Origin of the sequence: Sulfurimonas sp. C5 (assembly GCF_029872055.1) — a bacterium.
In the GTDB taxonomy this organism is placed as follows: Bacteria; Campylobacterota; Campylobacteria; order Campylobacterales; family Sulfurimonadaceae; genus Sulfurimonas.
The window spans coordinates 138,186-161,005 of sequence record NZ_JARXNQ010000001.1 but is presented as its reverse complement, the minus strand read 5'-3'; the positions used below and the strand labels follow the sequence as shown (position 1 = coordinate 161,005).

The window sequence follows — 22,820 nt, the reverse complement described above, 5'->3', positions numbered from 1 at the left end:
ATTAATTATTTACAAAATATCTTTCAATACCATTAGCAAGACCGTATGCCATTTTCTTTTGGTATTGACTATTAACTAATCTTTTGGCTTCTTTTGGGTTTGATATAAAACCCACTTCTACAAGTACAGAAGGCATTTGTGCCCCTACAAGTACCCAAAACGGTGCAGGTCTGACTCCTGCATCTTTTACATCTTTATAACTTTTTCTCAAAGAGCCAAGTGCACCTCTTTGCAGATCAATTGCCAATTTATTTGAGGCAACAATATTATGAGAACTAAGAGTCGATAAGAAACTTTGTTTTCCGTAATAATCCATTTCACTCATATCTGCCGAGTTTTCCTGAGCTGCCACCTTTTTTGCACGGCTAGAACGCGATTTGTCTAGAAAATAACATTCTATTCCATATGCTTGTTTTGCCTGTTTTTTACTTACGGCATTTGCATGAATGCTAATAAAAAGATCTGCTTTTTTACGGTTTGCATATTTTGTTCTATCCCTTAGTCTAATAAAACGGTCATTGCTTCTTGTCATATATACTTTAAATCCACGAGACTTTAAAATCGTATTTAGTTCTTGTGCTATTTGCAATACAACTACTTTTTCCCTATAACCTCTGTATCCGATTGCACCCGGGTCTTTTCCACCATGTCCCGCATCAATTACAATTACTTTGTTTCTATCTAAACGTGATGGTGTTATTGTTCTATGAGGAACCTGTTTAGGTGTTTGTAAAGGTGTTGAACTCTTCTTCGGAACCATTTTAATAATAAGCTGGGTCTTGTCTTTTTTAAACGATATTGCAACTTTAGATGAGTTTTGAATTACTAAACGCAATGTAGTTGGATTAAACTGGGCTAGTTTTATTTTTTCTATATCTTGTTTCTTTAAAGTTTGTGATTTAGTCAACATCGATGCATGTACATCAAAAACATACTTATAAGTAGATGTTTTTGGATCATACAATTGAAAATAATTAATTTGATTGTTTAAAAGCTTTCTATCAAAATTCAGAACTAAACGTCCATCTTTCCATCTGATAGATTGTAGTTTATGTGAAGAAGAAACCCTAATATCATTAGTTTGTTTGGTGAAGCTTTTGTGGGTGGTAACAGATTTTTTTTCTTGAAATTTTTCCAGTTCTTCTGAATATTGAGAAATGTCTATATGAAGTTTTGTACCGCATTTCACTATACCTTCAAGTGCACATACTTTCAGTTTTTGATCTTCATTCATAAGTGCACGAAGATATATGTTTTTGTAATCATTATAAGCACGGAACTGATTTGCTTTTGTTGATGAAGAAGCATACTTATCAGCCCGTTTTAGGAGCTCGAAATCATCAGCACCGCTCAGAGTAATCAAAAAAAATAGAAAAAACGTTACAAAGAAGCGAATCATCTAACTTTTATTCACCCTCTGTAAGTTTGTCCATTAGTTCTTTAACCGATATTATCTTATCAAGTTTATAACCATTTGTACCTGAGAAGAAAAGACCCGTTTCAAGATTTCCTTCATAAGCATCACTTAATCTGTCGGCTATACAAAAACCAACAACTTTTGCTTCTTCCCCTCTATTACAAGGTGCAACACAGTTAGAGATACATTTAATATCTGGACCTTCACGCTTCTCTACTAAGTGAGTCAAATTCGTTACTACACCGCGTGCAGGATAACCTACAGGTGAACTCATCAGTTTAATACTGTCTTCTGTAGAATCTAAAAGAACTTTTTTGAAGTTAGCATGTGCGTCACACTCATACGTACCGATAAAACGTGTCCCCATTTGAACACCTTTAGCACCTAAAGCCATCATCTCTTCAATATCTTTTTTATCCCAGATACCGCCTGCAGCAATTACCGGCATGTCACCCCAGTTTTTCGCTTCTTCAACAACAGGAGCTACAAGATTTTCAAGCTGATACTCTTCCATAAGACATTGCTCGTAAGTAAAACCTTGGTGACCGCCAGATTTTGGCCCTTCTAAAATTACGGCATCAGGTAAACGGTTGTAACGTTTTTCCCATCTACGGCAGATCAGTTTTAAAGCTTTAGCAGAAGATACGATTGGGACAAGTGCTACATCAGGATAGCCTTCAGTAAACTCAGGCATATTTGTAGGAAGACCTGCACCTGTAATGATAATATCGATACCTGCTTCACAAGCATCTTTTACTACTCTTCCATAATCATTGATTGCATAAAGGATATTTGCAGCAAGAGGTTTATCTCCACAAATTTTTCTTGCATTTTTAACCAGTGCTTCAAGCCCTTCTTTTGAATAAAAGTTTGCTTCACTTAAAGGTCTGTCCGCAACTAATTTTTTGGCAAACTCTTTATTTTGATAGTATCCTGTTCCAACAGCAGAAATAACACCGAGTCCTCCCTCTTTTGAAACACTGCCGGCAAGCTGATCCCAACTAATTCCAACACCCATACCACCTTGAACTATAGGTTTTTCTATTGTATACTTTCCGATCTTTATAGATTCAAAACTCATTAATTAACCTTTAGCTTTGCAAATTTTCTTTTACCAACTTGAAGTAAATACTCCCCTGCTGTCAGTTGCAGATTCATATCTGATACTTTTTCTTGGTTGATTTTAACACCACCTTGCTTAATATCACGTCTTGCTTGTGAAGTAGATGGTTCAAGCTTACAATCAACTAAGGCTTGGGCAATCCAGATCTCACCTTCATTTGATGTGAACTCTTCAATATCTGTAGGAATTTGGTTCTGTGCATGTACTTTTTCAAATTCTTCTTTTGCTTCTTTAGCTGCTTCTTCACTATGGAATCTTGCAGTAATCTCTAAAGCTAGTTCTTCTTTCACTTTTTTAGGATGCAGTGAACCATCTTCAACACCAGCTTTAAGTGCTGCTATCTCATCTAAAGATTTTGATGAAAGAAGTTCATAATATCTCCACATCAATTCATCGGAGATACTTAAAGTTTTTCCAAACATATCCTTAGCGTCATCACTTACACCAATGTAGTTTCCTAAAGATTTTGACATCTTTTGTACACCGTCAAGACCTTCTAAAATTGGCATCATAAGTACAGCTTGCTGTTTTTTCACTTCATAAGCTTTTTGCAGTTGTCTTCCCATTAAAAGATTAAACTTCTGATCCGTCCCGCCTAACTCGATATCAGACTTTAGATATACACTGTCATATCCTTGTAAAAGAGGATACATAAATTCACTCAGTGCTATCGGCGTATTTGAAGCATATCTTTTTGAAAAGTCATCACGCTCCAGCATTCTTGCAACCGTTAAATGTGACGCCAAAGAAATCATCTCTGCAGCACTCATATTTCCTAACCAGTCATCGTTATACACGATGTCTGTTTTTGATTCATCTAAAATTTTAAACGCCTGCGTTGTATAACTTTCAATATTATGTATAATCTCTTGCTTTGTTAAAATTTTTCTAGTAACATTTTTACCTGTCGGATCACCGATAGTTGCTGTAAAACTTCCAATCAAAAACTGAATTCTAGCACCATATTTTTGGAATGTTGCCAGCTTATGTAAAAGTACCGTATGTCCTAAGTGCAAATCTGGTGCAGTTGGATCGAAACCGGCTTTTACAGTATATGTTTTTCCCTCTTCAAAATAAGCTTTTAAAAGTTTTTCAATTCTTTCAATATCAATAATTTCCGCTGTTCCACGGCTTATTTCTCTTAAAGCTTCTTCTATCATTTATTACTTTTCACTTTCTTTTGTTAATTTCTGTATGCATCATCGCTACGTATGAGATCAACGACTTTTATTTTTGACTCTATTTTAGCACGAAGTGTATTAATATCAGCTTCTTCAGACTGAAAAACTATATCTGTATAATGAATATAGTCCAAATTATCTTTTCCTAATTCAATAGATACAAGGTCTATGTTTTGTTTTGCTAAAAAGGCCAGGAAATCTGCTAATGCACCTTTTTCATTTGGAAGAGATGCTATCAGTTTATATTTAAATATTCTCTCTTTTGCCCATTTTACAAAAACCATCGGTTCATTGTTTTCTGATTTTTTTGTAGCGTTTTGACACATTTTATGATGCACATGTGCTTTTGATTTATCTAAAAATGCCATCACCTCATCACCATATTTCGGGTGACAGCAATAATCAAATACAACATCACTGATACTGCTGTTTGAGTATAGCTCTAAGCTCGATATCTCATATTTTTTTACTTTAAATCTGTGACGAGAGATAAATCTTTGAAAACGGCTGTTTTTTCCAATATCACTAATATAATTATGAATTACATTCTTAAGATGTTCTATATCTGTCGGTATATGAGAAAGGTTTTCACATTTATTTTGCTGTAACCACTCTTCAACACGTGAATGTTTTAGTCCCATAATTGTTGCAATTATATTAACAGCAGTTTTAGCATTAATTTCACGAAGCCTTGCATTACAATTTAGCTTCATATTTGTCTGTGCCCTTGAAGTTTTAACAGCATCGATCCATGAACATCTTGTCTCTATTTCATCACCTATGACTACTTTGACAATATCGCCGTTATTGAGTTCAGTCAGTAGAGATGTTTTTGTTTTATTCACCATTGCAGAGACCGCTTTATTACCGATATCGGTATGTACAGCATAAGCAAAGTCAAGTACTACGGCACCGCGTGGAAGCGTAAATGCATCTCCCGTAGGTGAAAATACCGAAATATCTTCTGAATAGAGATCTGTTTTAATAAGTTCATAAAAATCTTCAACCGATTCATTTTGATACTGCAAATTATCAAGCCAGTCAAGTTTGATATTATTACCGCCGGATTTGTACTTCCAATGAGCCGCAACTCCAAGCTCTGCAGTTTTATGCATATCGTATGTTCTGATTTGCACTTCAAAAATTGCAGTTTTATAAAATACACTTGTATGTATTGTCTGATAACCGTTGTCTTTAGGTACGGCAATATAATCTTTAAAACGTGATGCAAGCGGTCTGAAATTTAGATGTACCAGACCTAAAGCATCGTAACATTTCAGTGGGTCCTTAACTATAATTCTGATTGCCAGAAGGTCAAGTACTTCATCAATACTCACACCTTTTCTTTGCATTTTTAGATAGATCGAGTATCTGTGCTTAATACGTGATAGGATCTCAAAGTCATCTTCACAAAATCCATGTTGTATAAGGATATTAGACATATGCTGTTTAAACTCATTTAAACGCATCTCTATAGCATGATAATTTGTATCTAGATAATTATCAATAAAGTGTTTTTCTTCGGCAAAAAGATATGAAAAGCTAAGATCTTCCAACATATTTTTTAAGAAACTAATCCCTAAACGGTGTGCAATTGGGGAATATACAACTAAAGTCTCTTCCGAAATACGCTTTTGTTTATGTTTAGGTAAAGCGTCTAAAGTAAGCATATTGTGAAGACGATCACAAAGTTTTACAACTAATACACGAACATCTTCAATACTTGCCAAAAGCATTTTTCTAAATGAAAGAGCAGATACTATAAGTTTTTCATTTGAACTAGAAGGTATTAACTCTTTATCACGAATGGAATCGATCTTTGTAAGACCCGAAACCAAGTGGGCTACATCTTTGCCGTAACTCTCTTCAACTTCTTCAAGAGTAATTGCCGTATCTTCCACTACATCGTGTAAAAGCGCCGCTATTGCCATAGCTTCATCATTCGTAATCGATGCAACAATAGCAGCAACTAAAATAGGATGAATAATATATGGTTCACCGCTTTTTCTAAACTGTGTTTTATGTGCTTCTGTAGCAAATGCAAGAGCTTCTTTTAATTTATCTGTAGGGATTATGTGGGAGAAAAGGTAAGCAATAGCCGAGTCAATATCATGGAGATGTTTTACTTTCTCGATATTAACTGGACTTAAGGACAAGGCAAAACTCTCTTAGTTTTTAGAGTCGTTGAAGCCTTTTACAGTAATAAGGCCTTCTGCAATTTCCATAAGTGCTAAGTCAGTAGACTTGATATTTGCACTGCTTACGCTTAATTTACTTGTTGCACCGTTTTCAAGTTCTTCAGATCTTTTAGCAACTGCAATTGCCAACTTATAACGGTCCATACTTGGATTGTCATTTAAAACTTTTGCTGTTAATTCTTCAATTTTCATCTATGTATCCTTTATTTCACTATAGAACAGTTTTCCATATTGCCTTTGCCTAAAATGTCTAAAAGGTTCCCCTCTTTAAACATATCACAAACAACAATCGGTAATTTATTATCTTTTGCTAACGCAATAGAAGTATCATCCATAACTTTAATGTGATCTTGCAATGCCTGATCGTATCCTAGTGAGTCATATTTTACTGCATCACTATATTTCATAGGGTCTTTGTCATATACACCGTCAACTTTCGTTGCTTTTACAATTACTTCTGCACCGATCTCAACAGCTCTTAAAGTTGCTGCTGTATCTGTTGTAAAGAAAGGGTTCCCTGTTCCTGCTGCAAAAATAACAACACGCCCTTTTTCAAGGTGTCTACATGCTTTACGGTTAATATACGGCTCCGCAATTTGTTCCATTTTAATTGCTGTTTGCATACGTACTTGTAATCCCGCATGTTCACAAGCTTCCTGCATTGCAACACCGTTTATTACAGTAGCGAGCATACCCATATAATCACCACTTGTACGTTTTATGATACCATCTTGAGCAGCAGTAACACCACGAATAATATTTCCGCCGCCAATAACGATCCCTACTTCAATACCAGCATCAACTAGAGACTTAATCTCTTGAGCGATAAATTTCAGAATCTGAGTATCTATACCATGACCAGCTTCGCCAGCAAGAGCTTCACCAGAAAACTTTACCAAAACACGTTTATAAGCCATGCAATACCTTCATTTATAAAATCTGCGTATTATATAAAAAACTCTCTTTAAAATTGCTTTGACTTAGCTTCTTTAATTGCTTTTTCTAATAATATTTCACTATCTGTACCGTCAACAGGATAAATACTGACTCCCATAGAGACATCATATGAAATCTTAATATCTTGAGGTGTATTTTTATAGAAATTTTTCTTTAATCTATCGATAACGATTTGATACAGATCACCTTCTAAATACTCATTAAAAAGAATTATGAAAGTGTCTTCTTCAATATGTGCCGACAAATCTTCATCTCTAGTAGATTGAATAATAATGTTGCTTGCTTCATACATAAATTGATTTGCAAGTTCTAATGATGTTTTTTTTACTTGTTCGTAATTATTAATTTTAATAGCTAATACAGTAAAAGTTTTATCATGTCTTAATGTTCTACCGATTTGTTCATCAAAAACATACTGAATATTTTTTTTATTAGGTAAATTGGTAACCGGATTGAAATAAGCTTCTTTTACAAGTGCTTCCTTACGCGATTTGATATCGGCAAGCCTTCCCTTCAATCTGATAATATAATAGATAAGTCCAACAATAAGTATTAAACAAACTAAGATGCCCAATTGATATAGATTTTCCATTATTTCCACCCTAAAAATAAGCTTGTAACTATTGTAACATAATTTTTTATAATTACATCTACTAATTAATTTTATGGTAAGTTCAATAACTTGACTATAAATCTGAGTGTTCCCTAAGTTATTTGTTATAATACGCTAAAAAGTAAAGGTGTTTATATGTCAAAATTTTTGACTTTTACTTGTGACTTAGAAAATTTTATAAAAGATCTACAAGAAAAATTAAAGCAGAATAACAAAGCGATTGAAATTCTTTTAGAAGAAGAGAATAAAACATACAAAAACTTTGTAAAACCACTACAGATGATGGAAGAGGAGTTAGAGCATTTCTTTACTCCTCTTTCTCATTTAAACAGTGTTAATAACTCTGAAAAAACTCAAGAAGTTTATACAAAATCACTCCCTATCATTACAGAGTATTCGACAAAAATTTCTCAAAACATAAATATTTATAAAGCATATAAAAAGATTCAAACAAATGAAAGTGATACTCTTAATTATGAACAAAAAAGGGTTTTAGAGCTTAACATTCAACACTTTGAACTCAGTGGTGCACATCTAGATGAAAAAACGAAAGCACGCCTGCAAGAGATTAATATTCGTAAAAGTGAACTTTCAAACGATTTCTCTCAAAATGTTTTAGATGCTACAAATGCATTTACTTATATTATTGAGAATAAAGCAGATGTTGAAGGAATTCCTGCAAGTGATTTAGAACATGCAAAATTTGAAGAAGATGGCAAAACTAAATACAAATTTACTTTGCAAATGCCTTCATATATTGCTTACATGACATACGGTCCAAACAGAGAGATCAGACAAAAGCTTTATGAAGCATATGTATCTCGCGCACCTCAAAATGGAGCAATCATAGATGAGCTTTTAGCTCTTCGCCAAGAGATGAGTGAACTTTTAGGTTTTAAAAACTACGCTGAATATTCACTCGCAACTAAAATGGCAACGACTACAGAAAAGGTAGTTGAGTTTTTAGAATCTCTTTTGGATAACTCACAGCATCAAGCAAAAGAGGAACTCAAAACGCTTCAAAAAATTGCACCGCAAAAACTGGATAGTTTTGATACTGCTTATTACGGTGAGATTCTTAAAAAAGAGCAATACGAAATTGATGAAGAGGAATACCGCCCTTACTTTGAGCAAAAAAGTGTTGTAAATGGGATGATGAGTTTTCTTGAAAAACTATTTTCAATCAAATTTGAGCTTCAACATGAAGAGTTATGGCATGAAAAAGCCTATTCATACCACATCTATGAAAACGATAAACTCAAATCAAAGATCTACTTCGATCTAGAAGCAAGAGATTCTAAACGCGGCGGTGCTTGGATGAATAACTGGCAGGCTCATTACACGGATGAAAAAGGTGAAGAACAATTAGCGTCAGCATTTATCGTATGTAACTTCCCACCTTCAAGTGAGAAGAACCATTCACTTTTACGCCACGATGACGTTGTAACACTATTCCATGAGATGGGACATGCCATCCATCACCTGCTTTCAAACGTAAATGAGAATGAAGTAAGCGGTGTTAACGGTGTTGAATGGGATGCAGTAGAGTTTCCTTCACAGTTTTTAGAGAACTTTGCATATGAGCCGCATGTTTTAAAAATGTTTGCAAAACATCATGAAACGGGTGAAATTTTAAGTGATGAAATGATTGAAAAACTTGTACGTGCAAAGAACTTCCTTTCTGCTATGGGAATGCTACGCCAATTAGAGTTTTCACTTTTTGATTTTGAACTTCATACGAAACTTTATCAAGGGGAAGAAGTACAAAATTTACTTGATACAATTAGAGAGAAAACAGCACTTATCAAGACACCGTCATACAATAAATTCCAAAATGGTTTCTCACATATTTTTGTAGGTGGATATGCTGCCGGTTATTACTCTTATAAATGGGCTGAAGTTCTCAGTGCCGATTGTTTTTATGCCGTAGTTGATGAAGGTATTTTTGACTCAAAAACAGCACTAAAATATCGTGATGTAATTTTACATGGCGGCGGTGCGAAGTCTATGCAGGAACTTTATGTAGAGCTTATGGGCAGAGAAGCAGATACAAACCAATTACTACGACTAAATGGAATTAATGCTTGAGAGTCTTTTTACTTTTAGTCTCTTTATTTATACTCGCTTTTGGAGGTGATACTTTGAAGATCGCAACATACAATGTAGAGAATCTTTTTGATCTGCAAAAAAGCGGGCATGAATATAAAGAGTATATCCCTTTTTCCCAATCAAACTGGGATAATCGTAACTATAAAACGAAACTAAAAAATCTCTCTAGAGTAATCAAAGATATCGATGCAGATATAATTGCTTTGGAGGAGATTGAGTCTAAGCAGGCTTTAGATGATCTAAAATTTCAGCTCAAACGTGACGGTTTGTATTATCAATATGCAAAAATTGCCAATGCAAAAAACACTACGATCAAAGTTGCAATACTTTCAAAGTTCCCTTTTGTGTATACAAAAGAGTTGGTAGTGGGATATGCCCACTCATTTAGAAATATTTTGGAAGTGAAATTAAAAGTTAATAATGAAGACCTCTATATCTTTGTAAATCACTGGAAATCAAAAGCAGGACCTGAATCTCAAAGAATTTCTTATGCAAAAACCCTTAAAAAAAGGATACAGGAGCTTGGAAATAAAAATATTATCGCTTTGGGTGACTTTAATTCCCACTATGAAGAGTACAAAAGTTTCAAAAGAAAGAGAAAACTCAACGATACCGACGGTATTACTGGAATAAATCATATATTAGGAACAATAAACTATCAAAAAAAGAGTTCTGCTACTCAAAATATAAAATATAATGAGTTATATAACCTTTGGTATGACATAGAAGAAAATGAGCGTTACAGCTACATCTATAGAGGTAAAAAAGAAGCATTGGATAATATTCTGATTTCATCATCTCTGTTAGATCACAAAGGAATAGACTATAAAAAAGACTCTCTTAGCAACTTTGCCCCGAAATATCTTTTTAAAGGGAAAAGTATTTACAGATGGCAAATGAGCCGTGGTAAAGTGAAAAAACATAAAGCCCAAGGATACTCTGATCACTTGGCTGTTATCGCAGAATTTACTCTAGGCACCAATCAATAGGTGATTTACCGTTTTCCATAAGATATTGATTCGTTTTGGAAAACGGCTTTGAACCAAAAAAACCTCTATAAGAAGAGAGAGGTGATGGATGTGGTGCTTTTAAAATATAGTGCTTACTTGTATCAATAAGCTTCTCTTTCATCTGTGCAGGTTTTCCCCACAAAATAAATACAACATTTTCTTTATTGTCGCTGATCGCTTTGATTGTAGCATCTGTAAAATGTTCCCAGCCCAAGTCTTTGTGAGAAGCCGCATTCGCCTCACGAACAGTTAAAACGGCATTGAGTAGAAATACCCCCTGCTCCGCCCATTTAGTAAGCTCACTCGTACGCGGATAAGGACATCCGATATCGTCACTTAATTCTTTAAAAATATTAACAAGCGAAGGGGGATGTTTTACTCCGTTTAAAACCGAAAATGCCAAACCGTGTGCTTGATTTGGACCGTGATAGGGATCTTGTCCAAGAATTACGACTTTTATATCATTAAAATCGGTAGTGTTATATGCATTGAAAATATCTATATCTTGAGGATATATAGTATGTTGGAGTTGTTCTTGAATCAGAGTATGTTTTAGCTCTTTTAAATAAGGCTTTGTCAGCTCTGCAGCTAAAACATCTCTCCAGTTTTTATTTGTTATTTTTGCTTCTAATGACATCTCTTAGAGTCTTTGTGGCATCTCATCTTTAAAAGCCACTGCTTCTGCACGTTTAAGAAGTTCCAGTGCACCGTTATTGATCATTAGTTCAGCCATCTCTAGTCCCATATTTTGACTATCAGAAATATTCTTGATCATTTTCTCTTGCATAATATTTGTACCATCGCTAAAACCGATCATAGTACGGAACACAACATCATCACCGTCAATTACAGCATTACATGCAACAGGTGCAGAACAACCAGCCCCTATTTTAGAGATAAAGTCACGCTCAATCTCTGTACATATAAATGTATTTATATCTTTTAAAGATTCAGCTATTTCACGTACTTTTTCATTACCACACACGATCTCAATACCAAGGGCAGCCTGTCCCATAGGTGGGATCATCATATCAAGTGATAATTTTTCAACATGAGGGATATCTTTTAGTAAGTCTAATCTGTTTAAACCGATAAACGCAAGGATAATAGCATCATATTGCCCTTCAGCAAGTTTTCTTAGACGCGTATTTACATTACCGCGTAAATCTTTTACTTTTAAATCCGGTCTTTTAGAAAGCAGTTGCATACGACGTCTTAAACTTGTAGTCCCAACTACTGCACCTTCTGGTAATTGATCTAAAGAACTGTATTTATGAGATAAGAATACATCACTTTGATCTTGACGCTCAGTTACAGCAACAAGTTCCAAACCTTCAGGAATGTAAGTTGGAACATCTTTTAAACTATGAACTGCCATATGTGCATTACCTGCCAGCATTTGGTCTTCAAGCTCTTTTGTAAAATGTCCTTTTCCACCAATAAGTGCCAGTGGTTTATCTAACACCTTATCTCCGTTACTTACAATCTTGTTTAACTCTACTTCAATCTCGGGATATGCTTTTTCTACTCTCTCTTTAATATGATACGCCTGCCATAGTGCTAGATCTGATACTCTTGTTGCTATTACTAATTTTTCCATTACTTAACCGTCTTATACCCTTTTTTCTTCTCATCAAGTTTTCCGTCGATATACACTGTCGGTGTCCCAGATACCATTAATTCATTTGCAACATCAAAATCATCGTTTACATGTTTTAAAACAGCAGGTGTATTAATATCTTTTTCCGTCAAATTCGTTCCAACAGCTTTGTTAAATGCTTCTAAAATCTTTTTTACGTTAGTTTCTCTTGGGTTAACTTTAATATCATACATTTTAAGAGTGACGTCTTTTACACCTTGCATCTCAGCAGCAGTCGCCATTTTTACTATATGCACAGATGCCGGATGAATTCTTTCAAGCGGTAAATGGTAATAGTAAATTGCAAACTTCTTTGGATCTTTTTTCATATCTTTGATTGCACCTGGGATGAAACCTTTACAAAACGGACATAAAGGATCTGAGAAAAGGACTACTTTGTGTCTTGAACTTTTATTACCATAAATTAAATTCTCTGATTTATAAAATTTATTTTGAAATTTAGGTTTTATTTTTTCTACGAGACTTTGACCACTTTCTAGATCTGTAAGCTCTTTTGTTACAACAACTCCGTTAGAAAACCAGATCATTCTTTGTTTCACTAATTGTTCCGGTTTATCTTTTAAATGTGCTTCAACTTCAACAATGTAGCCGTTCCAACCTTTTAATTCTTTAAGTGGAATACTCTCTTGCACTTTAACACTAATTGATTCTATTCTAGTATTTTCTTCAAATTTATCTGTTAAAAACTCTTCAAGTTTTTCATTAGCACTATTGGCCGAAAGTGAACTACTTAGAAGAAGAGTTATGCTCAATAATCTCAACATCAATAACATCGGTATCCTTTTTTAAATTTGATTCATCTTCAAAAACTGAAGTATTACAGTGTTTTGATTTTACATTATAACGGTTAACAATCATACTCGTAATAGCACTAAACTGTAATAATACACCAATAATATCTGTTAAAAATCCTGGTAGAATAAGTAATATTGCTCCAAAAAGTGTAAAAAGGTTTAATCTTTGAAATTCTTGTAAGTCTATACAGTTATAAGAAACTGCTTTCATATTTTCGAAAATAGTATTGCGGAAGTTTACAAGTATCATAATACCGACAAAAGCACTTGCTAGAATTTCTAAAAATGTTGTAAGTCCACCGATTGCAGATGAGATATTAACCGAAATCAATACCTCAAAAAAAAGATATATTAAAAAATATACCATTAGATCATTTCCATAATCTTCTCAAAAATTGCATCGGCTTTTACCTCCATCTTTTCAGTAGTTGCTCTATCATAGATTTGTACGTTGCCGTTTTCAAGCTCTTTACCGATAATAACAGTATAAGGAAAACCGATAAGTTCTGCATCTTTCATCTTAAAGCCGAATCTGTCTTTACGGTCATCTAAAATAACTTCAATTTTTGCTTCTTGAAGCTTAGAATACAGCTCTTCACCTAAAGTAACCTGAGCTTCATCTTTAATGTTACTTATCATAATATTAACCATATACGGGGCTGTCTCTTTTGTCCAGATACATCCGTTTTCATCGTGATGCTGTTCAACAACGGCAGCAACTAAACGTGAAACTCCCATACCGTAAGTTCCCATAATAAACGGCTGTGCTTTACCATTTTCATCTAAGAATTCAGCTTTAAGCGGTGCAGAGTATGTAGTACCAAGCTTGAAGATATGCCCTACTTCGATCCCTTTAGTGAACGAAAGTTCACCATCACAATATGGACATGTATCACCCTCATTTACTTCGGCAATTTCAGCAAAATAAGCTACTTCGCTAATAACACTTAAATCAACTCCGACAAAATGGTAATCACTCTCGTTCGCTCCACAAATCATATTTGCAGCATCTTTTAGATCTACATCGATTACATGTTTTGCTTTATCTTGATCTAATGGCCCGATAAAACCAGGTACTAGTCCAATCTCTTGCAGTTCTTCTTCAGTGACATCTACAATATCAAGGGCATCTGTAGCATTTACCGCTTTTACCTCTTGTAGATTATCGCATCCTCTTACAAAGAATAAAACTATCTCACTAGAGTCCTCGTAAATCACACGTTTAGCTACACATTTGATAGTGTAATACGGATCAACTTTAAAGAACTCTGCCAAATCCTCGATAGTTTTTGTATCTGGTGTTTGAAATTTGTTAAATGTAGCTTCAGGAGCTTCAGGAATTGTTTTTCTAGCACTTCTTTTTGCAGCTTCTATATTTGCACCGTACTCACATTTTGAACATACAGCAATTGTATCTTCACCGCTGTCAGCAAGTACCATTAACTCTTTTGAACCGCTTCCACCGATTGCACCGCTATCTGCTTCAACAACTCTGAAATCTAATCCTAAACGTGTAAGAATCTTTTTATATGCCGCTTCAACAGCATCAAATTCACGGTCAAGGTCTTCATAAGAACTATGAAAGCTGTATCCGTCTTTCATAATAAATTCACGTCCGCGCATAAGACCAAATCTTGGTCTTGCTTCATCACGGAATTTTGTTTTTATTTGGTAAAGGTTTAAAGGTAAGTTTTTATATGATGTTACACGGTTACGAACTAAATCAACCATCATCTCTTCATGTGTCGGACCTAAAACAAAAAGGTTTTCTTTGCGATCGCGAAAACGTAAAAGCTCTTTTCCAAATTTTTCAATTCTTCCACTCTCAGCCCAAAGGTCAGCCGGTGTTACAAAACTAAGTTCTACCTCTTGTGCCGAGATTGCTTCCATCTCTTCATTGATTACGTTTTCAATCTTTTTGATTACTTTTTTTGCAAGAGGCATATAGTTGTAAAGACCTGCTGCTACTTGAGAAATAAAACCTGCACGAGATAAAAATATATGGCTCGGAAGTGTCGCCTCGTTTGGCACTTCTTTCGATGTAGGTATAAACGCTTTACTTCTTCTCAAAAATTAATCCTTTTTCATATAATGTTTATATTTGTCCGGAATGTTGTCATTCTGGCTATTTAGCATATACTGCATTGCACCTGTTGTGCTGTCACTTTTTGCCTCAGTAGATACTTCTCTCATCTTTTTTGTCATATCGTGTAAAAATCTTTTAATCGCTTGATTTGCCATTTTTTCAGCTTCTGTTGCGCATTCCTCTGGAATAAAACCTTTTTTGAGTGCTCTGGCCATCTCTGTTTCTACTGCTTTTTGTGCTTTTATATAGATCTCTTTGATCATTGGTTCAACATTTAAAGCATCAAGCCATTCATAAAAAGCAACTACACTTCTTCCCACAATACCGTGTGCTTTTCTTACATCTTGCTCACGTTGCGCTTTATTAGCATTTACTACATCTTTAATATCATCGATGCTAAAAAGGTAGATTCCCTTTTTACATCCTATTTCAATATCGCGAGGGATAGCCAGGTCAAACCAAAAACGCTCAAAATCAACATCTTCGATAAGTTCACTTGTGATAATAGGATATTGTGCACTTGTAGCAGTAAAAATGATATCAAACTCATTTACTGCTTTGTCCAAATCACCAAATTCATAAACATTTGCAGCACACATATCTGCAAGCTGAATAGCTTTCTCTTTTGTTCTGTTTGTTATGTATGTTTCTACACCGTATGAGATCAGATGTTTTGCACAAATTTCACTCATCTCACCAACACCAATTACAAGTGCTTTTTTCTCAGAAAGATTTGCTACTTTTTCTTTTACCTGTGCAATAGCTACAGATGCAACCGAAACAGGTTTAGAAGAGATCTCCGTAAAATTTCTTACTTTTGCAGCAGTTTTAAAAGCATGTTCAACTGCTCTAGACATCTTTTGTTCACAATAGCCTTTCTCTTGAGCAAATTTGAAAGCATCTTTTAACTGCCCTGCAATTTGTGTCTCACCTACAACCATAGAATCGATCGAACTTGCAACTGCAAAAAGATGATGAATTGCACTAGAATCATCTACAATCTCTGCTGTCTCTTTAATGAACTCTTTTGTCAGACCCGACTTAGAAGTTAGAAGATAAAGCATATGTTCAAGTGCACCCTCTATATCACTACAACAACCATAAAGCTCAACGCGGTTACAAGTAGCAAGTATCATAGCCTCACTGATTACGTCACATTTTAAAAGATTCTCTAAACAAGTCTCTTTTTGTTCATCCGTATATGTGAATTTTTCTCTTAGTGCAACATCGCTATTTTTATGTGAAAGACTTACTATTAAATAATGCATCGTTAATAACTTCTCTTTATCATAGTTTCTAAAATTGCAACTAATTCTTCATCATCTTTCATTGCTTCTTGAGCTTCGTTTGATAGTTTTTGTGCAAGTGCAAACGATTTTTCAATTGTTTGATAATGTTTCATATTTGCTTTAATCCACTCTGCATCTTCGCTTGAGAGCTCTTTGGTATGAAGAGATACAAGACGGTGTTTGTCTTGTTCATCCATAGCATGATACAAATAGATATACGGCAATGTACATTTACCCTCTACAAAATCATTCATAGCAGGTTTACCGAGTGTCGCTGCATCAGAAGTAATATCTAAAATATCATCAATAATCTGGAATGAAAGACCAAGATTTTTACCATATAGGGCATGTGAAGCTGCATTTTTTCCAGCTAGCAGTGCACTTGCTTTAGCCGCTGCTTCGATCAAAGTAGCCGTTTTCAGATAAAGCATGTCAAGATAAAGATGCTCATCAGAGTTAAATGATTCTGCCATCTTAACATCCATCATCTCACCTTTGGAGAGGGCTGTTACCGAAGCAGCAATAGTTTGCGCAACAAGTTTATCAAACACTACTAATTCCGTAAACGCTTTAGAGTAAAGAATATCTCCAAGCATTACAGCTGTTTTACTACCGTCTGTTGCATTTACAGATGCTTTACCGCGACGAGTCATCGCTTCATCAATTACATCATCGTGTAACAGAGATGCGGCATGAATCAGTTCTACAATTGCAGCTAAAAGCGGAGCATCTTCATGATCTTTGGCAATTTTTAAAATCAATTTAGCACGAAGTCTTTTACCGCCGCTTAACGTTGCAAATAAACGGCTTACTTCTTCATAATTTATCTCATCAATCAGTCTTTTGATCTGCTCTTCTACTCTTTGCATCACTCTCGTCTTTAATTGTTTTTCAAATCTTCTAAAGTCACTTGAACTTTGTTATTAAAATTGTATAGTTCAAAAATAGCTTCGTTTTTTTCGTAATCAAACTCTTTAAATTTAACTAGAATGTACGGCACATTAAAATTAGTCGCTCCCCGAGGCTTTACAGCTACTCGAAAGCTTTGGTTCTTATGGTTTAGTTCCAATACGTTTTGCGCTACTTGTTTATCGTACGATCGCAGAACTACTAAGCCGCCGTTTACATATAGAGTCCATCTAAATGTAAAGAGTTTTATTTTATTTTCGTATTTTACAAGAATTTTCTTTTGCTGATCCTTTTGTAAAGAAATTTTTCTCATTTCCTTGTACTGATCAGCAGAAGCTACACTAAAAAGTAATATTAGTGTGATAAAGCCTTGTAAAAATACTCGCAATTGTTTATTCGCTTTTTGAAACGATAGAACCTGTTAACTCGATATATAAAGATTTTGCTTTGATGTCACAATCTCCACCGTTTTCAAATTCAAACTGCTTGATTGCACCTTCGATATCATCATGTCCAAGATGTTTCTCTAACAATAACTCCATAGCTGCCATTTTTTGAATAAGCAGTTCAAGGTCGTATCTTACAACATCGTTGTTTGCAGTAAATACAACATCTAGAAATTTTGATTTTGGAGAACCGTTAAATACACTCTCTTCATCTTCAAATAATGCTTCATAATTCATTAGTTTTCTTCCTTTTTTTCAATAATTTGTGTACCTACACCCTCTGAAGTAAACAACTCTAAAATCATAGAGTGCTCTAACCTTCCGTCAATAATGTGTGCTTTGTGTACACCACCGTCTATAGCTTCTAAACAAGCATCAACTTTTGGAACCATACCACCATGTATCGTACCATCTGCTTTTAAATTTTCAACATCCGCTTTTGTTAAGCTAGATATTAGGTTCATATCTTTGTCTAAGACACCCGCAGTGTCTGTTAAAAAGATAATTTTATTTGCCCCGATTGCTTTAGCAACTTGTGATGCACAAAGGTCTGCATTGATGTTATATCCAGGGTGACCCATCTCATCATCAGCAGCAATTGGTGCAATTACAGGGATAAAGTTCTCAGCAATAAGATTTTGAATAACTGAGGCATCAACATCTGTGATATTTCCCGTCAGTCCCCATTTCTCATAATTTTTCGGTTTTGCTTTAATGAAATGAGCATCTTTACCGCTTACTCCAATAGCTTTAGCACCGTGAGAGTTTAAAAGTGAAACTATCTCTTTATTAATTTCACCACTTAAAATCATCTCAACAATACGCATAACATCCGGAGTAGTTACACGCTGCCCTTCAATAAATTCTGTACCGATATTTAAAGCTGCAAGCATATCCGTGATTTTTTTACCACCGCCGTGGATAATTACAGGTTTGATACCCACTAAATACATAAGTAAAATATCTTCTGCAAATTTCTCTTTTAATTCCGGTGATGTTTGTGCAGAACCACCATATTTTATAACAACGATCTTTTTACGAAACTCCCTGATAAACGGAAGTGCGTCAAGAAGTGTTTTTACTGTTTCTATTTTAGTTTTCACTCTATTTTTCCTAAAGTTATAATTCTGAAATTTTACCGTATTTTAGTTCCAACTCCAAGTCTAATAACGACAAAGGCAAACCAAACTTTTCAATTTTCACAAAATCTTTAAAAGTTACCAATAAACTTTCACTTTTATCCTTGCGTAAAATTGCTTCAAGTTCCTCTTTTGTAAAGTTATGATGATCCTCAAAATAATGCTTTGCAACAACCTCAGGCAAATAAGAATCAAGCCTTTGCGGTCTGGCAATTGCCGTTACTAAAGACATCTTAGATGTTTCATCTTTTAGTGTTGTTACCCTTTTGAAGTCTTTATCCTCTTGTAATACCATGGCAAACTTACCTTTCCAAAGTCTTTCTCTGTAAGGACCACTTGGTAGACAAAAATTGTTTTTAGTAGGGACATCAAGTAAAATATCAAGCTTTTTAATATCATGTTTTGAATAAGCATCATCGAGAAATATTTTCTCAATACCCATCTCTTTTGCCTTATTTATTGCAACTTTACGATCTTCACTTACAATTACGACCGCATTTGGAAGTTTTTTGGCATAGATCATAGCTTCGTCACCGCTTTGTTCCACATCTACCAAAATATTCTCTTTATCTTTTACAATTACCAAACCTTTGGATTTTCTTCCGTAGCCGCGTAAAACCACTGCAATATTTTTTTGATTATGAGCAAGAGCTGTTACAAAAGGAGTTTTACCACTTCCACCAACAACTAAATTTCCGACACTGATAATCTCTATACCAAAGTCTTCAGGCGTCGTATATTTAAAGCGAATCCACATAATAAAACAATATAAAAGTGATAAAGGATAAAGTAAAAAAGAGAGAATTTTTTGGAAAAACTTCGGGTTGTAGAGATACTCTTCAACCCAAAATACGAAAGATTTTTTCAAGTGTATTAAACTCTTGTTTTTGCTATTTTTTTAACAGTAGCAATTACCTTTTCAACATCTTCATCACTCATATGAGCGTAAATAGGAAGTGATAAAACTTGTTGATACGATCTTAGTGCAACTGGAAAGTCGTTTACTCTTAACGAATATTTTGACTTATAGTAAGAGAGTAGATGCAGTGGAATATAATGCAATCCTGTCGCTATACCTTCTTCTCTTAGCTCTACTGCAAAAGAGTCACGGTTTTTGTCAATCTTGATGATATATAAACTAAACGGATGTTCATCGTTACTCATATCAGGAATAGTAACATGGTCAACACTCTCAAGTTTTTTGCTATATAAGTTAGCAATTTCTTGCTGTCTAGCAATATTCTTATCTTGCTCTTCAATCTGTGCTCTTATATATGCAGCATTGAGCTGACTTAATGAATAATCATTCCCAATATCTACAACATCATAAATATATTCTAGTGCATCTTCATCACGTACAATTGCATGATTAGCAAGCAATCTTGCACGTTCAATTATCTCATCATCATTTGTTACAAGCATTCCGCCGTTACAAATATTTTTTCTTAAGTGCGGAGAGAAATTAAAACACACAATATCAGCACCAGTCGAACCTATTTTTTGCCCTTTGTAAGTAGCACCAAGAGCATCACAGGCATCTTCAACAATTTTTACATTGTAAATTTTCCCCATAGAGTACACACGTTCGAGATCAACTGTGGCACCAGCAATATGTGTTACGATAACGGCTTTTAACTTTTTCGATTTATTGTCTTCTAAATAGTTTTCTAGTTTATCTAGGTCCATATTGTAGTTATCTGCGTAAATATCAATAAATACAGGTTCTGCATCGAAATGACGTACAACTTCAGGAACACTTGGATGTGCATTTACAGAACATACGACTTTATCCCCGCGTTTTAAATCAAGTGCCAACATTGCTAAATGAAGAGCTGATGTACCATGAGAAGTTGCAAGAGCATATTCCGCACCGACATATGAAGCAAATTCATTTTCTAATTCTTCAACTTGATTGATTGCTTCACCATCTAAGGCATCACTAACATTTGAATGTGCTTCACGAGAACTTTCATACTTGTTAAATGGTATTTCCATACTATGTCCTTTATAAAGTTATATCTCTAGGATAATTAAAATCATGGTTTAGTGTCCGAGATGTCAGTTTTGCAATAACCGGCATCTTACGCTTAAAATGGTTGCCGAAAATACGTTTGATAATCATCTCAAGCATTTTGGCATCCACACCTTTTGCAATAACTTCCTCTTTTGTAAGTCTTTGATCTACATAGAGTTTCATTGCACCATCAAGCTGTTCATACGTATATCCCAGATCAGCTTCATCACTTTGCCCTGCCCATAAATCGGCAGAAGGCGGCTTATCTATAATACTTTGAGTAACACCTAGATAACGAGCCAGTTCAAACACTTCACTCTTATAAAGATCGCCTATTGGGTTAATGGCACTTGCCAGATCTCCATAAAGCGTTCCGTATCCAAGCATCAACTCGCTTTTATTACTTGTTCCAAGGACTAAAGCCCTTTCACGTGCTGAGATATCAAACAAAGTAGACATACGCATACGTGCTGAGAAGTTTCCTTTTCTCAAGTTATCAAGATTAGGATGCATCTCTTCAAATGCTTTTAGCATCGGTTCAATAGAGGCTGTTTCATTTCTCAGACCAAAATCCTGACAAAGTGCATCTGCATCGTCAAGTGAATTTTGAGATGAGTAATGTGACGGCATTTTAACACATAAAAGATCATCACCGAATGCTTTGTGAGCAAGTACGGCGACAACGGCAGAATCCAATCCGCCACTAAGACCCACGACCACTTTTTTAATCCCTGTTTTTCCCACTTCATTTTCTAAAAAACTTACGAGATAATCAGTTATTTGTGAATACTTACTCATAATTATACACTAAACCTTTAAAAAATATTAACTTTTTAAATTATATCTTTTTAAAATTAACAAACTTCTTTATTCGCCATACGCTTGAGCTCATTACAGCTAAATCCAGCTTCTTTTCTTGCCTCAATATTGAGATCATCTGGACGCAAAAAACTGCGAGGGTAATATTTTTGGATAATATCAAAAAATATACTTGTATCTTTTTTTTCTAAATCACAGGCGTAAGAGAACCAGACATCCCCTTTTTTAACATGGTCTATCTCTTCTTGCAGGATTATAGTGAGTGCTGATTTGATTTTTTCTAACATATCGTTTTTAGGATAATTTTTTAATTTTTCTAAAATCATCGGTGTTGCATCAAGCCCGTTTGCTTCCAAATATCTCGGTACAACAGCCATTCTCTCGATCAAAGTCTGTGTTTTATAACTTGCTTCAAACAATGAATTATGTACCTCTATTTTTCCATAAGCAGATCCCAGTTTATTTAAAAGCTCTTCGAGCATCTCAAAATGGCGCACTTCATCATCGGCAACTTCCAGCCAATCTTCGTAAAATTTTCTAGGAAGTCCACGAAATCTATATGCAGCATCAAGAGCAAGATCGATTGCAGAATACTCAATATGTGTCACTGCATGAAGTAAATTAATCTGCCCCTCTTTTGTAGTTAAGTTTGAGCGTTTTGGTACTTTTTGAGGAGCTACAACTTGACAAAACCCCTCATATGCAGGTTCACTAAAAAGTTTTGCTTTTTCTTGTGAAACAAAGTCTATTTCCTCTTTTTGAAATTTTTTATAAAAAGTTCTAAATTGTTTCAGCTTTTCTTTGGGAGTTTTTAATTCCAAAATTTGTTCTAATTCTTTGTAAAAATCCATAAAGGAATAATGGTATAACTTTTCTTAAAAAAGCGAATGTGTTTTGTAAATAAATAGTAGGTGGGAGTAGGAGTAAATAGTTTATTTGCTTGTAGAGCATGATACGAAAGTATCATACCTGATTTTACTTAGTGAGCACGATCACCTGTATTGAAATAGAAGTACATTCCTGCACCAACTACTAAAACAGCACCGTAAACAATTG

Annotated in this window: 23 protein-coding genes; 2 read left to right on the top strand and 21 right to left on the bottom strand. The window is 34.8% G+C overall.

What is annotated here, in order from left to right:
- Position 1 precedes the first annotated feature (1 nt).
- The 7 genes from P6N22_RS00785 to P6N22_RS00755 are packed head-to-tail and all read right to left on the bottom strand — an operon-like array spanning position 2 to position 7,393.
- A complete protein-coding gene (locus P6N22_RS00785) occupies positions 2 to 1,399 on the bottom strand; it encodes an N-acetylmuramoyl-L-alanine amidase (protein ID WP_280329247.1) in 1,398 nt (465 codons plus the stop codon).
- A 7-nt stretch (positions 1,400 to 1,406) separates the two neighbouring features.
- A complete protein-coding gene (locus P6N22_RS00780) occupies positions 1,407 to 2,498 on the bottom strand; it encodes a nitronate monooxygenase (RefSeq protein ID WP_280329245.1) in 1,092 nt (363 codons plus the stop codon).
- Positions 2,498 to 3,700, bottom strand: coding sequence for a tyrosine--tRNA ligase (gene tyrS, locus P6N22_RS00775; RefSeq protein WP_280329244.1), 1,203 nt, complete (start codon positions 3,698 to 3,700; stop codon positions 2,498 to 2,500). The genes P6N22_RS00780 and tyrS overlap by 1 nt, the downstream gene beginning before the upstream one ends.
- Positions 3,701 to 3,723: 23 nt before the next feature.
- The gene (locus P6N22_RS00770) at positions 3,724 to 5,877 is read right to left on the bottom strand and encodes a RelA/SpoT family protein (protein WP_280329243.1); all 2,154 of its coding nucleotides are present in this window, start codon (positions 5,875 to 5,877) and stop codon (positions 3,724 to 3,726) included.
- A 12-nt stretch (positions 5,878 to 5,889) separates the two neighbouring features.
- The gene (gene rpoZ, locus P6N22_RS00765; RefSeq protein ID WP_280329241.1) at positions 5,890 to 6,111 is read right to left on the bottom strand and encodes a DNA-directed RNA polymerase subunit omega; all 222 of its coding nucleotides are present in this window, start codon (positions 6,109 to 6,111) and stop codon (positions 5,890 to 5,892) included.
- An 11-nt stretch (positions 6,112 to 6,122) separates the two neighbouring features.
- A complete protein-coding gene (gene pyrH / locus P6N22_RS00760; RefSeq protein ID WP_280329240.1) occupies positions 6,123 to 6,836 on the bottom strand; it encodes a UMP kinase in 714 nt (237 codons plus the stop codon).
- Positions 6,837 to 6,883: 47 nt separating this feature from the next.
- On the bottom strand, positions 6,884 to 7,393 hold the full coding sequence (locus P6N22_RS00755; RefSeq protein ID WP_280329238.1) for a GGDEF domain-containing protein: 510 nt from the start codon (positions 7,391 to 7,393) through the stop codon (positions 6,884 to 6,886).
- A 231-nt stretch (positions 7,394 to 7,624) separates the two neighbouring features.
- On the opposite strand from P6N22_RS00755, the gene P6N22_RS00750 reads away from it, so the two are divergent.
- Positions 7,625 to 9,577: a M3 family metallopeptidase gene (locus P6N22_RS00750; protein ID WP_280329236.1), complete on the top strand. Its 1,953-nt coding sequence runs from the start codon at positions 7,625 to 7,627 to the stop codon at positions 9,575 to 9,577.
- A 53-nt stretch (positions 9,578 to 9,630) separates the two neighbouring features.
- The gene (locus P6N22_RS00745; RefSeq protein ID WP_280329233.1) at positions 9,631 to 10,587 is read left to right on the top strand and encodes an endonuclease/exonuclease/phosphatase family protein; all 957 of its coding nucleotides are present in this window, start codon (positions 9,631 to 9,633) and stop codon (positions 10,585 to 10,587) included.
- Here the strand turns inward: P6N22_RS00745 and ung are convergent.
- The 14 genes from ung to P6N22_RS00675 all read right to left on the bottom strand — a co-directional run bounded on the left by ung (position 10,565) and on the right by P6N22_RS00675 (position 22,615).
- On the bottom strand, positions 10,565 to 11,245 hold the full coding sequence (gene ung / locus P6N22_RS00740; RefSeq protein WP_280329231.1) for a uracil-DNA glycosylase: 681 nt from the start codon (positions 11,243 to 11,245) through the stop codon (positions 10,565 to 10,567). The genes P6N22_RS00745 and ung overlap by 23 nt on opposite strands.
- A 3-nt stretch (positions 11,246 to 11,248) precedes the next feature.
- On the bottom strand, positions 11,249 to 12,208 hold the full coding sequence (gene hemC, locus P6N22_RS00735) for a hydroxymethylbilane synthase (protein ID WP_280329230.1): 960 nt from the start codon (positions 12,206 to 12,208) through the stop codon (positions 11,249 to 11,251).
- Positions 12,208 to 13,032 carry a thioredoxin domain-containing protein gene (locus P6N22_RS00730; protein ID WP_280329228.1) on the bottom strand — a complete coding sequence of 275 codons (825 nt, stop codon included), beginning with the start codon at positions 13,030 to 13,032 and terminating at the stop codon, positions 12,208 to 12,210. The genes hemC and P6N22_RS00730 overlap by 1 nt, the downstream gene beginning before the upstream one ends.
- Positions 12,995 to 13,429: an FxsA family protein gene (locus P6N22_RS00725; protein ID WP_280329226.1), complete on the bottom strand. Its 435-nt coding sequence runs from the start codon at positions 13,427 to 13,429 to the stop codon at positions 12,995 to 12,997. Before P6N22_RS00725 ends, P6N22_RS00730 begins: the two co-directional genes overlap by 38 nt.
- Entirely contained in the window at positions 13,429 to 15,132 is a 1,704-nt protein-coding gene (locus P6N22_RS00720) for a proline--tRNA ligase (RefSeq protein ID WP_280329224.1), read from the bottom strand. Before P6N22_RS00720 ends, P6N22_RS00725 begins: the two co-directional genes overlap by 1 nt.
- A gap of 3 nt (positions 15,133 to 15,135) precedes the next feature.
- Positions 15,136 to 16,416: a glutamyl-tRNA reductase gene (gene hemA, locus P6N22_RS00715; RefSeq protein ID WP_280329222.1), complete on the bottom strand. Its 1,281-nt coding sequence runs from the start codon at positions 16,414 to 16,416 to the stop codon at positions 15,136 to 15,138.
- Positions 16,417 to 16,418: 2 nt separating this feature from the next.
- Positions 16,419 to 17,306 (bottom strand): polyprenyl synthetase family protein, encoded by an 888-nt coding sequence (locus tag P6N22_RS00710; RefSeq protein ID WP_280329220.1) that lies wholly within the window; start codon positions 17,304 to 17,306, stop codon positions 16,419 to 16,421.
- A gap of 11 nt (positions 17,307 to 17,317) precedes the next feature.
- The gene (locus P6N22_RS00705; protein ID WP_280329218.1) at positions 17,318 to 17,659 is read right to left on the bottom strand and encodes a hypothetical protein; all 342 of its coding nucleotides are present in this window, start codon (positions 17,657 to 17,659) and stop codon (positions 17,318 to 17,320) included.
- Positions 17,660 to 17,738: 79 nt separating this feature from the next.
- Positions 17,739 to 18,029 carry a DUF2018 family protein gene (locus tag P6N22_RS00700; protein ID WP_280329217.1) on the bottom strand — a complete coding sequence of 97 codons (291 nt, stop codon included), beginning with the start codon at positions 18,027 to 18,029 and terminating at the stop codon, positions 17,739 to 17,741.
- Positions 18,029 to 18,895 (bottom strand): acetylglutamate kinase, encoded by an 867-nt coding sequence (argB, locus tag P6N22_RS00695; protein WP_280329215.1) that lies wholly within the window; start codon positions 18,893 to 18,895, stop codon positions 18,029 to 18,031. The genes P6N22_RS00700 and argB overlap by 1 nt, the downstream gene beginning before the upstream one ends.
- 16 nt (positions 18,896 to 18,911) lie before the next feature.
- A complete protein-coding gene (locus P6N22_RS00690) occupies positions 18,912 to 19,799 on the bottom strand; it encodes a tetraacyldisaccharide 4'-kinase (protein ID WP_280329213.1) in 888 nt (295 codons plus the stop codon).
- 5 nt (positions 19,800 to 19,804) lie between these two features.
- Entirely contained in the window at positions 19,805 to 20,926 is a 1,122-nt protein-coding gene (locus tag P6N22_RS00685) for a DegT/DnrJ/EryC1/StrS family aminotransferase (protein ID WP_280329212.1), read from the bottom strand.
- 10 nt (positions 20,927 to 20,936) lie between these two features.
- The gene (locus P6N22_RS00680; RefSeq protein ID WP_280329210.1) at positions 20,937 to 21,743 is read right to left on the bottom strand and encodes an NAD+ synthase; all 807 of its coding nucleotides are present in this window, start codon (positions 21,741 to 21,743) and stop codon (positions 20,937 to 20,939) included.
- 56 nt (positions 21,744 to 21,799) lie between these two features.
- Positions 21,800 to 22,615 carry a ferritin-like domain-containing protein gene (locus tag P6N22_RS00675; RefSeq protein WP_280329208.1) on the bottom strand — a complete coding sequence of 272 codons (816 nt, stop codon included), beginning with the start codon at positions 22,613 to 22,615 and terminating at the stop codon, positions 21,800 to 21,802.
- Positions 22,616 to 22,820 lie beyond the last annotated feature (205 nt).

Bases quoted from the DNA above. Each gene is read 5' to 3' on its own strand.
- P6N22_RS00675 (WP_280329208.1), bottom strand. From the start codon at position 22,615: ATGGATTTTTACAAAGAATTAGAACAAATTTTGGAATTAAAAACTCCC.
- ung (WP_280329231.1), bottom strand. From the start codon at position 11,245: ATGTCATTAGAAGCAAAAATAACAAATAAAAACTGGAGAGATGTTTTA.
- P6N22_RS00785 (WP_280329247.1), bottom strand. From the start codon at position 1,399: ATGATTCGCTTCTTTGTAACGTTTTTTCTATTTTTTTTGATTACTCTG.
- P6N22_RS00725 (WP_280329226.1), bottom strand. From the start codon at position 13,429: ATGGTATATTTTTTAATATATCTTTTTTTTGAGGTATTGATTTCGGTT.
- P6N22_RS00685 (WP_280329212.1), bottom strand. From the start codon at position 20,926: ATGGAAATACCATTTAACAAGTATGAAAGTTCTCGTGAAGCACATTCA.
- hemC (WP_280329230.1), bottom strand. From the start codon at position 12,208: ATGGAAAAATTAGTAATAGCAACAAGAGTATCAGATCTAGCACTATGG.
- P6N22_RS00730 (WP_280329228.1), bottom strand. From the start codon at position 13,032: ATGTTGAGATTATTGAGCATAACTCTTCTTCTAAGTAGTTCACTTTCG.
- tyrS (WP_280329244.1), bottom strand. From the start codon at position 3,700: ATGATAGAAGAAGCTTTAAGAGAAATAAGCCGTGGAACAGCGGAAATT.
- P6N22_RS00700 (WP_280329217.1), bottom strand. From the start codon at position 18,029: ATGAATTATGAAGCATTATTTGAAGATGAAGAGAGTGTATTTAACGGT.
- P6N22_RS00680 (WP_280329210.1), bottom strand. From the start codon at position 21,743: ATGAGTAAGTATTCACAAATAACTGATTATCTCGTAAGTTTTTTAGAA.
- P6N22_RS00780 (WP_280329245.1), bottom strand. From the start codon at position 2,498: ATGAGTTTTGAATCTATAAAGATCGGAAAGTATACAATAGAAAAACCT.
- pyrH (WP_280329240.1), bottom strand. From the start codon at position 6,836: ATGGCTTATAAACGTGTTTTGGTAAAGTTTTCTGGTGAAGCTCTTGCT.
- P6N22_RS00750 (WP_280329236.1), top strand. From the start codon at position 7,625: ATGTCAAAATTTTTGACTTTTACTTGTGACTTAGAAAATTTTATAAAA.
- hemA (WP_280329222.1), bottom strand. From the start codon at position 16,416: ATGCATTATTTAATAGTAAGTCTTTCACATAAAAATAGCGATGTTGCA.
- rpoZ (WP_280329241.1), bottom strand. From the start codon at position 6,111: ATGAAAATTGAAGAATTAACAGCAAAAGTTTTAAATGACAATCCAAGT.
- P6N22_RS00710 (WP_280329220.1), bottom strand. From the start codon at position 17,306: ATGCAAAGAGTAGAAGAGCAGATCAAAAGACTGATTGATGAGATAAAT.
- P6N22_RS00705 (WP_280329218.1), bottom strand. From the start codon at position 17,659: ATGAGAAAAATTTCTTTACAAAAGGATCAGCAAAAGAAAATTCTTGTA.